A 13,289-nucleotide genomic window follows, 5' to 3' on the forward strand; every position below is an offset into this window, starting at 1 on the left:
ATGTATGATATGTTGTAATGAAGATAGTTTTCGTAGGAGTTGACAACGTTGAAATTACGCTACCATGCCTTATTAATAGATCTAGATGGAACGATATATCATGGCGATAAGCCGATAGAAGGAGCCGCTGAGCTCATTGCTTTCCTGCGCAAGCAGGAGTGGAGCTATCGCTTTGTGACAAATAATTCTTCAGCGACGCCGATGCAGGTTGCTGAGCGATTGAATAATATGGGGATAGACGCAGAGCCTGACGATGTTTGTACCTCTGCTCAGGCTACTGCTTATTATATTAAGCAGCACATGCCGAAGGCACGTGTGATGATGATCGGTGAGTATGGTCTGCAGCAAGCGTTGCTAGAGCAAGGAATAACGATTACCGATGAACAACCAGATATCGTCGTTCAAGGCATCGATCGGTCGTTTACCTATGAGAAAGCAATAAAGGCTGTTCAAGCGATTAGGGACGGAGCTACATCTATTATGACGAATCCAGACCTACTGTTGCCTGCGAATGGCGGATTTATTCCAGGCGCGGGGTCAATTGGGGCAATGCTTAAAGCTGCGAGCGGCAAGGAGCCTGTGATCATCGGCAAGCCTTCGCGCATCCTTATTCAATATGCGCTTGATAAGCTCAATTGCGCAGCTGAGCAAGCACTCGTTGTAGGAGATAATATGCTAACCGATATTCGATCTGGTGTTGAAGCAGGCTGTGATACCGTGCTGCTATATACAGGACTTACAACACCAGCTAATGTAGAGGAGTATCGTATGCTTGCTGAATGCGAGCCTACGTATTGCTATCCGGATTTATATGAGCTCAAGCAAGCATTGATGAGCTAGATTAATGTGCGAACAACAGCAATCAAAAGTGCATTTCTCAAGGCTGATATGCTAACATGACAAGATCAGCTAATATAAGTTAATATATAAGATTAATATTATTAATAGTTACAGCTTTCAACGTCCGTTTGGAAACGTTGATACACAGGAGGCATATGGCAATGTACGAATTACCTGAATTAGAAGTCATACGAGCGATAATAGCTGAAAAATATACCGGTGTCGCCATTACAAAAATTCAATGCGGCGCTAAAGTAATCACAGGAAAAAAATCTCCATTCTGTGAGCAGCTTATTAATACGACCATTTGGTTTGTTGAACGTCGAGCTGGTCATCTCGTGCTTCATCTTGATACGGGAAAAAGACTAATGATTTACTTAAGCGATCAATCTTCATTTTATGGCGGAGAAGCGGGAGAGAAGGCAAAAGGAAGCCCAGACCTCGTGCTATACTTCGGTGAACGCTTTATGTCGTTTAGCAAGCTAGAGGAGCAAGCTGTTCAGTTAACGACTGTAAGAGAGGTTGAAGACCAGCTAAAGGTTTGTGCACCGGATCCATTGGATCGACGCTTTACAGAGGTTTACTTTAGAGAACAGCTTAGTAAAAAACGCAGCTCGTTGAAAACCTTTTTACTTGATGCCTCCGTTGTAACTGGTATTGGACCGGTCTATAGTGATGAAATATTATACGCAGCGCGTTTGCATCCGGCAAGAAAAGTGAATAGTTTAAATGAACAGGAAGCAACGAATTTGTATGAGACGATTCGAAATATGATGAGATCAGCAATCGCCGATGGTGGTGTTCGAACTGAGCCGCTGTATGCTCAGGACACTTTGACGGGCAGCTACGCTGAGCGACTAGCCGTTTATGGTAGAGATGGGAAATTCGTTCTTGATACAGAGAATGAGCAAGTAGAGCTTATCGTTGTCGCAAAGCAGAAATGCTATATTAGCCCTTTGAAGCAATTAAACGAACAGTAAAAAAATAATTCATAAGGTTTAGTTTTCAACACCGAGAAGGTTGAATAAAGCTTAGAGACTGAGAAGCGCAGCGTACGGTATTGGTACGTGAGCATCGGAAGGCTCGGCTGAATTCAAGATTCGAAGTCGAAACAGCGTTCAGCATATGCATCGTGATCAAAACTGAATCTTTTGAACAACCAATTCAATAAGGGTTCAAAAGGTTTAGCTTTCAGCACCGAGAAGATTGAATAAAGCTTAGAGACTGAGAAGCGCAGCGTACGGTATTGGTACGTGAGCATCGGAAGACTCGGCTGAATTCAAGATTCGAAGTCGAATAAGCGTTCAGCATATGCATCGTGATTAAAGCTGGACTTTATGAACAACCAATTCAATAAGGGTTCAAAAGGTTTAGCTTTCAGCACCGAGAAGGTTGAATAAAGCTTAGAGACTGAGAAGCGCAGCGTACGGTATTGGTACGTGAGCATCGGAAGGCTCGGCTGAATTCAAGATTCGAAGTCGAATAAGCGTTCAGACATGCATCGTGATCAAAGCTAATTTTTTTGAACAACCTCTATATAAATAAGGAGCCTTGGAGTATGATTCATGTATACCTAGATGACTTCCGCTACTGCCCTGAAGGCTTTGTGCTTGCCAAAAATGCCGAGGAGTGCAAGCTGCTCATTGATCATGAGCAAATTGACATTCTATCACTTGACTACGATTTGGGCTGGAATGAACCGACAGGCTACGAAGTAGTTAAGCATCTGATGAAGACTGGAAAATATCCAAGATGCATCTATTTGCATACTTCGAGCATGTATGGAAAGCAACAAATGTACGAAGCATTACGACAGCAAGTACCAGCTTCCTATGAGCTGTATGCACGACCAATGACAAAGGAAGAGCTTGAAGAAGCGCTAAAGCGAAAACAAGTGAAAGAGGAACAGAATGAGTAAGTGGATCGCAACATCCAATCAAGGCTTCTCTCCCTATGGGATGGAGGAACTGCGCAAAATATTTTCACAAATTACATTCGTACAATTGATTCCTGGTGAAGTGTATCAGTTCGAGGTTCCACTCGAAAATGATGAGGTTCAAGCTAAGCTGAACACATCAGAATTAATATTTGTACGACACATACAGCCTATAGATCGAATGGTGACGATTACAGGTGATATCACTGGCGACCAGCGTTCCTTGGCAGAGATGATTCATTATATAGACAGCTCGCTTGCTGGAAAGCGAGTTGCTACTCATATTCGTATGAGTAAAATGCACCAGCTTACTGCAACGAAGCAGCAGCTCAAGCAAGCAATGGATGAAGCTCTGCTAGCTGTCGGGGCAGAACCAGTCCTGCAGCAGCCTGACTTAATTATTGCGCTATTTGCACATAAGGATGAGATGCTTATCGGCTTTGGAACGGTGCAGGAAATGGGCTCTGACTGGCCTGGTGGCGCTATTCGCTTTCAAAGAGAGGAAGGTCAAATCTCGAGAGCAAAGTTCAAGCTTCTGGAAGCCGAAAAGGTATTTGGACTTGATTACAGCAGCTTTCATGCAGCAATCGATGTAGGAGCTGCCCCTGGAGGCTGGACGAGCCTGCTGCTAGAGAGAGGCTTAAAGGTGACAGCAATTGATCCTGCAGCATTGGATGCTCGCATTAAGGATCATCCTGCGCTTACACATCTAAGGATGAATGCATCAGCGGTTAAGCTGCCAGCTGGAAGTCATGACCTTCTTGTATGCGATATGAGCTGGAGTCCTATTGAGATGAGTAAGCTAATTTTAAAACTGCAGCCAGCACTTAAGCCTCAATCATTAGCGATAATTACGGTTAAGCTAATGCATAAAAAAGGACTGCAAAGTATTCGAGAAGTAAAGGAGCGACTAAGCAACGCCTTTACTATTATTGCTGCGAAGCAGCTGTTTCACAATCGAGAGGAAATTACGCTCTTTTTACAGAAGAAGAAATAGTACATCAGCCTTTGCTGTTATATAATCGAAGTACAATCTAATAAATGGATCAGAAAAGCATTCTGAGCTATGCCCTATCGCATGGCTAAGAGTGCTTTTTTTATTTGAGAGGAGGAAATCGCAAGATGAACGCTAGCTTACAAGGCTTAATTGCAGAACGATATCAGACTATACATAAAGCAGGGGAAGGAGGGATGGGAGAGCTCTATCTCGCACGAGATATGAAGTTAAACGGAGCGCTGCGTGCGATAAAAATATTAAAGCATACTGAAGCACAGCTCGAGCAGGGGCTAGAGCAAGAAGCATTAATTCTAACTCGCCTGCAGCACCGCTGTTTGCCAATTATTTATGATTACACCTCGCATCAATCAAGGCCGTGTCTAGTTATGGAATGGATTAATGGCATTCATCTCGGTCAGCTTTTGAACGAGCAATCTAAGCCATTACCGTTAAGCTATATTTTCTATGTGCTAATCGATGTGTTGGAGGCTTTGGCTTACTTGCATACACAGCAGCCGCCAATCATTCATCGTGATTTGAAGCCATCCAATATTATGCTAGCAAACGATGGAACCATTAAGATAATTGACTTTGGAATCAGCAAGCAGCTTGGGAAAAACAATGGCAGTACCGTAATGTTTGGCACGCGCGGTTATTCCTCTCCTGAGCAGCTTAGCGGCAAGCCGACAGATGAACGTACAGATATTTACAGCTTCGGAGCGCTGTTATTGAGAATGCTAGGGCTAGATCCAACCAAATGGATAAAAGGAGGGAAAGTAGAGCGATCCTTACTTCGCAAGCTATTGGCTTTTCCAAAAGGTTTGAGAGAGCTCATCGTGGATTGCATTCAGGAGCAACCACTGCACCGTCCGCAAAGTATAGACGACGTTTTACACAGAATGAAGAAGCTACAGCTGCTTCATGGGGGAGAGCTTCAGAACAAGAGTGGGAATAATGCTTACTATGTTGGCAAAAGGATTGCTGTGCTATCAGCGCATAAAGGTGCAGGCGCCACACTTGTCAGTCTTTCCTTACGTGAGCTGTACCAGGATAGAGACATGCCATACTCATTGATTGAGCATCGCTTAGACGAAGGAGAGCTAAGCTATCACTACGATCAATATAGGCAAAGTGAGCATAGCGGCAGCGGCTTAGAACTCATTGATGAAGCATACGAATGTGCAACGGTTGGAGCAGGTAGAATATTTATGATTAATCCACTTAACGAAGAAAACTGTGCGGAGGACCGGTTGCAGCATACTGTAGAGCTAACTGCAAGCTTAGCATTACAGCATGATGTTATTATTGATTATTCCTCGCATTGGAACGAAAAAGAGCTTGAGTACATCGTGCAGCATGCTGATCTCATTCTACTTGTTGATAGCCCCTGGACTTTGAAGCAATCGCCTCGTAGCTTATATCGAATACATCAATTGCTACAGCAGGCGAATCGCTCTAACGTTACTGTTCGATGGATTCATAATCGAGATCAATCGTTCCATGGCCGATCATCCTGGAAAAGCTTAGCTGGAGAGCTTTCCTCGTTTCGCATACCTGAGCTTCCTGCCAAGCAAATATTGAAAAGTATATGTATGCAAAACAGCTATCCGCCGTACCAAGATATAACAAGACAAATTAAGAAATATTTAATGTCATTAATCAAGTGACATGTATGCTTGCAATAATGTCCTTTCTTCTATTATGATGAATATACCGATTATATAAAGGTAGGTGCACCATAATGGGCGATAAAATATTAGTCGTAGAAGATGAATCGGGGATAGCGCGAATACTTCAGCTGGAGCTGGAGCATGAAGGCTATGAAGTAGGTCTTGCATTTGATGGTAAGCAGGGCTATGAGATGATTAACAGCGGAGAGTATCAGCTTGTTCTATTAGATGTTATGCTACCGAAGATGAGTGGCATTGAAGTGCTTCGTCAAGTAAGACAAGCCGGCAATTTAATTCCAATCATTTTACTGACGGCGCGTGACACAGTACCAGATAAAGTGAGTGGCTTTGAGCACGGAGCGAACGATTATATTACAAAACCGTTTGCGGTTGAGGAATTGCTTGCTCGTGTTCGGAATATATTACGCATTTTTCAGCAGAAGCCTAAGGATCAAGATGGCTCTGATGTTATAACGCTAGGAGATCTGACCATTGAGCTAAGAACTCGTAAGGTAACGAGGAAGGACAATGTGATTGAGTTAACTCCGCGTGAATTTGAATTGTTGGTTTTTCTTATTGAGCATGTCAACGAGGAAAAATCAAGAGAAGAAATTTTATCGGAGGTATGGGGCTATGACTTTATTGGTGAAACCAATTTAGTGGATGTGTACATCCGATATCTTCGTCAAAAACTTGACAAGGGTTATCGCTACAAGCTAATTCATACAGTGCGTGGCGTTGGTTATATGATCAAGGAGCCAGATTGATGACACTGCGAAAACGGTTTACGTTATTTACGATTTTTTGGTTAATATTAATTCTTATCTTTTTTAATATTTTTGTTTATTTTTATGTCATCAAGATTACGACAGAAAGTGAAGAAGAGATTATTGCGAACAAAGTCAAGCTTCTTCTCGAGAATCCGAGGATTCAAAGTGGAAGAGGCTTGAATACTGCAGATCTACTGAATGAATATTATAATGTGAACGAAATGATTCGCATTATTAGTCCTAACAATCGTGTCGTGAACATATCAGGGTCTAATGAGATATTACTTGAGCTAACAGCTGAATATAGCTCATATCAAAACAATGGCATTATGACAAAGGGCGGGGAGAGAATTATCTATTCCCGCGTTCCTCTGTTTGAGGATGGTCAAGTTATCGCAATGCTGGAGGTTACAAGAATTCTCGATGAGCTTGATGATTACCTTCAAATTTTGATTGCTGCATTAAGCGTAACGAGCGGTGGAGCGATACTATTCGCTATTTTTGGTACATATTGGTTTACATCTAGACTCACAGAGCCTATATCGCAGATGGTAACGACTATGCGAGAAATTGACCGAAGCGGGAAGCTGAGAAAGATTGAGCTTGGTGAGCGTGAGGAATCTGCAGAGCTACAGCAGCTAATCCGTGCGTTTAACCAAATGATCGATCGATTAGATCGAACATACGAGCGTCAAAAGTTTTTCGTAGCCGATGCATCTCATGAGCTTAAAACACCACTAACGGTTATTTCAAGCTATGCCAACATTCTAAAGCGCTGGGGATCAGACGATGAGAATGTTCGTAATGAAGCGATTGATGCGATTGCGAGAGAGACGACTCGACTACAAACGCTAACGAAGTCGATGCTTACGCTAACAGAAGCGGAGCAGGAGGATTGGCTAAAGCTAGAAACGTTTGATGTTGTTCCTGTCGTTGAAGAAATTGCAACGATGATGGAAACAACGTTCCAGCGTTCGATAAGAGTGAAAGCAAAGTCTCATAATGTACGAATGGTTGGTGATAAGGATAAAATTCAACAGCTGCTCGTTATATTGATAGATAATGCGATTAAGTACTCTAAGGAGCCCATTGATATTTCCGTATCACAGTCAAAGGGCATCGTTAGATTGGAAGTGAAGGATAAAGGGATTGGCATACCTGAGAATGAAATCCCACACTTATTTGAACGTTTTTATCGCGTCGATGGTGCGCGTGCCCGTACGACTGGCGGTGTTGGTCTTGGACTTGCCATTGCTAAGCGTATTATTGATTTGCATGAAGGTAAAGTAGAAGTATTCAGCATGATTGATCTAGGTACTACGATTACGCTACAATTCAGACAGCGAAAATAAGGAGGCATACTGTGAAATATCGTGTAGGAGCGGTTCAATATAAATTAGCGGATATTACAACATTTGAGCAATTCGCTCATCAGGTGGAGCATTATGTCCGTAACGCATCGGAGTATGGAGTACAGCTGCTGCTGTTCCCGGAATTTATGACGACCCAGCTGCTTTCTATTCCAGATGAGCAAGGGAATGCACAAACGATCGACAAGCTGCCGAATTATACGGACGCGTATATTGAGCTTTTTAAGTCATTAGCGGCTTCTTATCACATGCATCTAATTGGCGGGACACATGTCGTAGCTATGTCGGATGGAACGCGTCGTAATGCCGCGCATTATTTTTCTCCTCAAGGAGATATTCAGATACAGCACAAGATCCACTTAACACCGACTGAGGTGGAGGAGTGGGATATGAGTGCTGGAGATGGTGTTGCTGTGTTCGATACGCCTTTCGGTAAAATTGCAATGCTTACCTGCTACGATATTGAATTTCCTGAAATCGTACGAATGGCACGCGCGCAGGGGGCAGACGTTATTTATTGCCCATCCTGTACAGATGATCGCCACGGCTTTCATCGTGTGCGCTATTGCTGCCACGCGAGAACGATTGAAAATCAAATTTATGTCGTTACAACGGGTACAGTTGGTGCACTACGCTCCGTAGATTTTATGCGTGCTAACTATGGTCAGGCTGCAATTCTGGCGCCCAATGATATCCCTTTCCCACCAGGAGGCATCATCGCTGAAGGTGTAATCAATGACGATATGCTCGTTGTTGGCGACCTTGACCTAGCGCTGCTGCAAGACGTTCGAGCAAAGGGCTCAGTCATGACTTGGCGTGATCGACGTACCGACCTATATACCGATTGGTCATCTTCATAATGTCGATATAAGGGGTGAGTTGCCGTGAATAAACAGCTGTACGTCATTCAGGACGGAAAGCCGGAGCTTGTTACGATTCGTAACTATACACTGGCTGATATCGAAGGATTGATCGATGTCCAACGGCTTAGCTTTCCGCCCCCATTTCCTGAAGAGCTATGGTGGAACAAGGAGCAGCTGAAGGAGCATATCACTCGTTTTCCTGAAGGTGCTTTATGTGCGGAAGTGAACGGTACCATCGTTGGCTCCATGACTGGACTAATCGTTCAGCTGGAGCAATATGGTCATAAGCATACATGGAGTGAAATTACAGATGAAGGCTTTATTCGAAACCATAATCCGCATGGAGACACACTGTATGTCGTAGACATATGTGTTGTTCCATCTTATCGTAAGTCGGGGATTGGCAAATGGCTTATGCAGTCGATGTATGAAACGGTCGTACATCTGGGCCTATCAGCTTTATTGGGTGGCGGGAGAATGCCTGGATACTCACAGCATGCTGATCAGCTCTCTGCCGAGCAGTATGTAGACAAGGTGATGGCAGGAGAGCTGAAGGATCCAGTTATTACTTTTTTACTGCGCTGTGGTCGGGTGCCTGTCGCTGTTGCTGAAAATTATTTGGAAGACGAAGAGTCATGCAATTATGGAACCATTATGCAATGGAGAAATCCGTTTATAACATAGTTGTATACATTATTGGATTATTACTAGGAGGTAATCGTTATGTTAACCTATCATCGTATACAATCGATCGATGACCCTCAGTTTCCTGCTATGCACCAATTGCTAGGGACGATATTTCCACCTGAAGAGGTACTTGCTTATGAGCTATGGAGGGAGCCGCTTGAGGACCCTACCATTCACGTTTATGTTGCACTACATGATGGCAAGGTGGTAGGAGCGACAGAATATCGATATTATGCTGATATGCAGGTGGCAATGACTGATTTCACGATCATTGGTGAGCCTAATATGGGCATTGGACGTTTTCTAATGCGCCAGCGTGAAAAGGATCTACAGAAGCTGGCTGCTAAAGCAGGAAATACGCCAATTGGGATGTTCGCTGAAATATATGATCCGTATCGTGCGCAAAGCCATGAATTTGGTGGAGTGTCTCCGATGAATCCGATCGTTCGTCGTGAAGTGCTTTCTCATATGGGCTATAAACGTCTTAACTTCACGTATGTACATCCATCGTGGGATCACGAAGGCAACGCTGTTTCTGAGCTGGATCTATGCTTCCTGCCAGCAGACGAAGAGCTGCAGAAGCTCCCAGCTAACCTAATTGCTACTTTTCTTGAAACCTATTACTCTGCATTGCCTAATAAGCCTAAGCAGTGGCAAGATATGGTTGATAAGCTTAAGAGTAAGACTGATGTTGAGTTAATGCCACTATAGAAATAATGAATACTCCTTTGTAAAAACAGATGTCATCTCCTTCTAACCGGAAGGGGATGACATCTTTTAGGTAGGTGAGCATTGCTTGTAGGAGGAGAGATATGATTGGCTGGGGCACGATATTTTCTAATCTAAAGATCAAATATAAAATATTTATATTGATAGCTTTGTTAATGGCTAGTGTCATCCTAATCACGAACCTTGTGCACCGCTATGCTTTTTATGCATATGACGAGCTAATGTATGAGCAATCCTCTCAGGCAATCAGCATTTCTTCGTTAGGGATGGAGAATGAGCTCAAAAAAATCGCAGCGCTATCCTTTAACGTTGTTACAGATCCAGATATACAAGACTATTTGTGGGACATCAGGAACGAAGAGGCCAATTATAGCAGCTATGTTCTATTTACTAAGATTAGACAGCGTATGGTTGATTTAGGTGCGTTAGATAAATATGTGCTTTCCTTTAATCTTTACGACATTAACGATAAAGAATACACCGTAGGGTCAAGACCAATCACCCTCAATAAACCTCGCTTAGCACGTTTGAAGCTCGATGCACAGAATGAAAAGGGAGGTATCGCATGGACGACACCAGACGAGAATGACCGAACATTAACAGCGGTTAGAAGTGTACGAAGATTTCAGAATCTTTCTTTGGAGAGCTTAGGAATGCTAGCCGTTCGTATCGATGTTAATCGTTTGTTTTCTGATTATGCTACAGGCTTGGATCGTAAGGATGCGCAGTTTATCATTATCAATAGTAATCATGAGATGATTTATCCTGATAAGATAGATTTTGATATGCAAGCGCTTTCTGATATTAGTGATTACGATCAAGGCTATAAAATCGTTAGACAGAAAAATAATGCTTATTTTATTTCCTATCGTTTATCTGCATATACAGATTGGACATATGTCACAATCATGCCCTACAATCAAATATTCCACAGCATAGTTAATGCAAAAAATATTGTATTAGCCGTTTATATCATCCTATTTTTCATTGCTGTAATCGTCGCATTTCAATTTTCTCGTCGCATAACCGACCCACTAGAAAGACTCACACTAAAAATGAGAAGAGTTCAGCTTGGTAACTTTGATTATCAGGACGAAGAGACAACGGTGATAGCGATGGATGAGGTTGGCCAAATTCAGCGGCATTTTCGTATTATGCTTGAGCGCATTAATGAGCTCATAAAAGAAAACTATGTCAAGCAGCTTGTCATTAAGGATACACAATTCAAGGCACTACAAGCTCAAATCAATCCTCATTTCTTATATAATACGTTGGAATCTATTAACTGGATGGCGAAGATGAGCAATCAGAGTCGCATTTCTCAAATGGTCGAATCACTTGGATTTTTACTCAGATTATCCATTAACGATAAAGATTCCATCATTACACTAGAACGAGAACTAGAGATCATTAACCATTATCTCGTTATTCAAAAGCTACGCTTTGAGGAACGGCTCGAGTTTACTGTTCATATTCCTCAGCATCTATTAAGCAGTGGAATTCCAAAGCTATCTGTACAGCCGCTTGTTGAGAATGCAGTCAATTACGCATTGGAGCCGATGATTGAGCCTTGTTCAATAATTATCACGGCAACAGACATTAACGGATTACTAATGATAACTGTCGAAGACAATGGACCTGGTATGTCTGATTCTTATGTAGCGCAGCTAAATAAAGGCGAGGTAGAGACTAAAGGAACCGGGCTTGGGCTTGGTAATATAAGAGAGCGGATACTTATGCTTTATGGTGAAGAGTATGGACTTCACATTGACAGCACGATTGGAGCAGGTACGAAGGTTACATTAAAACTGCCACATGTTGTGAGGGATGAGTATGAATAAAGTGCTGCTTGTTGATGATGAACGGATAATACTTGAAGGAATATCTACGTTAATTCAATGGAATGACTTCGATGCTCAATTAATTGGAACGGCACGCAACGGGATTGAAGCATTACAATTCATTAAAGAACAGCAACCAGATATTGTTATTTCGGATATTAGAATGCCAGGTATGGATGGTCTTCAGCTTGTTGAGGCAGCTAGAGAGCTGTATCCTGAGTTAGCTTTTATTATGCTTTCGGGCTTTGATGATTTTCATTATGCAAGGAAAGCGATGCAATTTGGCGTAAAGCATTACCTGTTAAAGCCGTGCAACGAGAAGCTTATCATTGACGCCTTAAAGGAAGTAATAGGCGACCTTCAGCAAACTCGTAAGAAGGAGCAATTCATGCGTCATATGGAGCTAGAGCTAGCTAAGGCTCTGCCACATGCGAAGGAGCAGTTTCTGAAGGAGCTGGTGACGAACAAAATGTATGGGCAGAGGGATTGGGAGGAATATCGTCGTTTATTCCACATCTCAGAGGACCTTGGCTATATTCAGCTCATTTTACTTCAGCTGGAGGGAAGCTACGAATATGAGCATTTGTTTGCTGTTAAAAATATAGCGGAGGATGTGCTCGGTTCATCCATCGTCCAGCTCGGTACAACGATTGGAAGTCAAGTATTACTTTTACTTAAGGCAAGCTACGCTAAGGAATGGCTCTTTACTAGGCTTGAGCAGATAAAAAGGACTTATCACGAATATTACAGGCTAGATTTAACAATTGCGGTTAGCGATACAGCAACAATAAGTAGGGTACGGAATATGTATCATGATACACTTGAATGCTTGAACTATCGCTTCTATCTAGGCGAAGGTGCGATCATTACAACTAATGATCTGATCAATTTGAGATCTGATACACCGTCATTTTATTTCGATGAAGGTCAGTTATCGTTTTTTATGAAATCAGGAGACTGGCATTCAGCTGAAAGTGAAATAAATCGATATTTTCAGGAACTATCAGAATGCCGCCTTGATACAGCAATGTCCAAGTCGTATGCTCTCTCCTTGCTCGTTTCGATAACGAGACACAGTATGCAGGAGGAAAGTAATGATTATATGCCTACCATTGCAAAGCTTGAGGAGCTGCACACGCTGCGAGCGATCGAGCAATATATACTAGAGGTTGCTCAACAAATTACAACGACAAATTTGCAAATTCAGCAGAAAAAGCATTCGTCTATAGTTGAACGTGTCATTGATATTGTACAGAAGCATTTAGATCAATCCACATTATCTCTTAATTGGATTGCTAATGATGTATTGTTTATGAATGTTGATTATTTAGGGAAGCTGTTCAAAAAAGAAACAGGCGAGAAGTTTTCGAATTACGTAATGAGACTGCGGATCGAGAAGGCCATTAACATCATAGAATCCTCTAATGACGTCAAAGTATTTGAGCTTGCTGAGCAGCTTGGTTTTGGTGATAATCCGCAATATTTTAGCCAGGTTTTTAAGAAGCGCACTGGCCAAACACCAACGGAATATCGCAAATCACCGAGTATATCCGAATGATCATGTTGCAGAGGAACGGGCTGTTCAC

The 13,289-nt window shown here is 42.4% G+C and carries 12 protein-coding genes; all 12 read left to right on the plus strand.

Features of this window, described 5'->3' with window-relative positions:
- Positions 1-48: 48 nt before the first annotated feature.
- The 12 genes from M3180_RS00050 to M3180_RS00105 all read left to right on the plus strand — a co-directional run bounded on the left by M3180_RS00050 (position 49) and on the right by M3180_RS00105 (position 13,261).
- Positions 49-840 carry a TIGR01457 family HAD-type hydrolase gene (locus M3180_RS00050; RefSeq protein ID WP_251665177.1) on the plus strand — a complete coding sequence of 264 codons (792 nt, stop codon included), beginning with the start codon at positions 49-51 and terminating at the stop codon, positions 838-840.
- Positions 841-1,001: 161 nt separating this feature from the next.
- The gene (locus M3180_RS00055) at positions 1,002-1,820 is read left to right on the plus strand and encodes a DNA-formamidopyrimidine glycosylase family protein (protein WP_251665178.1); all 819 of its coding nucleotides are present in this window, start codon (positions 1,002-1,004) and stop codon (positions 1,818-1,820) included.
- Between the two features lie 578 nt (positions 1,821-2,398).
- Positions 2,399-2,758 carry a cyclic-phosphate processing receiver domain-containing protein gene (locus M3180_RS00060; protein WP_251665179.1) on the plus strand — a complete coding sequence of 120 codons (360 nt, stop codon included), beginning with the start codon at positions 2,399-2,401 and terminating at the stop codon, positions 2,756-2,758.
- The gene (locus M3180_RS00065) at positions 2,751-3,773 is read left to right on the plus strand and encodes an SAM-dependent methyltransferase (protein WP_251665180.1); all 1,023 of its coding nucleotides are present in this window, start codon (positions 2,751-2,753) and stop codon (positions 3,771-3,773) included. The genes M3180_RS00060 and M3180_RS00065 overlap by 8 nt, the downstream gene beginning before the upstream one ends.
- Positions 3,774-3,898: 125 nt before the next feature.
- Entirely contained in the window at positions 3,899-5,440 is a 1,542-nt protein-coding gene (locus M3180_RS00070) for a serine/threonine protein kinase (RefSeq protein WP_251665181.1), read from the plus strand.
- Between the two features lie 74 nt (positions 5,441-5,514).
- Positions 5,515-6,210, plus strand: coding sequence for a response regulator transcription factor (locus tag M3180_RS00075; protein WP_251665182.1), 696 nt, complete (start codon positions 5,515-5,517; stop codon positions 6,208-6,210).
- On the plus strand, positions 6,210-7,565 hold the full coding sequence (locus tag M3180_RS00080) for a sensor histidine kinase (RefSeq protein ID WP_251665183.1): 1,356 nt from the start codon (positions 6,210-6,212) through the stop codon (positions 7,563-7,565). The genes M3180_RS00075 and M3180_RS00080 overlap by 1 nt, the downstream gene beginning before the upstream one ends.
- An 11-nt stretch (positions 7,566-7,576) precedes the next feature.
- The gene (locus tag M3180_RS00085; RefSeq protein WP_251665184.1) at positions 7,577-8,443 is read left to right on the plus strand and encodes a carbon-nitrogen hydrolase family protein; all 867 of its coding nucleotides are present in this window, start codon (positions 7,577-7,579) and stop codon (positions 8,441-8,443) included.
- Positions 8,444-8,467: 24 nt separating this feature from the next.
- On the plus strand, positions 8,468-9,130 hold the full coding sequence (locus tag M3180_RS00090) for a GNAT family N-acetyltransferase (protein ID WP_251665185.1): 663 nt from the start codon (positions 8,468-8,470) through the stop codon (positions 9,128-9,130).
- Positions 9,131-9,169: 39 nt separating this feature from the next.
- On the plus strand, positions 9,170-9,844 hold the full coding sequence (locus M3180_RS00095; protein WP_251665186.1) for a GNAT family N-acetyltransferase: 675 nt from the start codon (positions 9,170-9,172) through the stop codon (positions 9,842-9,844).
- A 101-nt stretch (positions 9,845-9,945) separates the two neighbouring features.
- On the plus strand, positions 9,946-11,703 hold the full coding sequence (locus M3180_RS00100) for a sensor histidine kinase (protein ID WP_251665187.1): 1,758 nt from the start codon (positions 9,946-9,948) through the stop codon (positions 11,701-11,703).
- The gene (locus M3180_RS00105) at positions 11,696-13,261 is read left to right on the plus strand and encodes a response regulator transcription factor (RefSeq protein ID WP_251665188.1); all 1,566 of its coding nucleotides are present in this window, start codon (positions 11,696-11,698) and stop codon (positions 13,259-13,261) included. Before M3180_RS00100 ends, M3180_RS00105 begins: the two co-directional genes overlap by 8 nt.
- Positions 13,262-13,289 lie beyond the last annotated feature (28 nt).

This window comes from Paenibacillus camelliae, from assembly GCF_023715345.1.
GTDB classification, from domain to species: domain Bacteria; phylum Bacillota; class Bacilli; order Paenibacillales; family Paenibacillaceae; genus Pristimantibacillus; species Pristimantibacillus camelliae.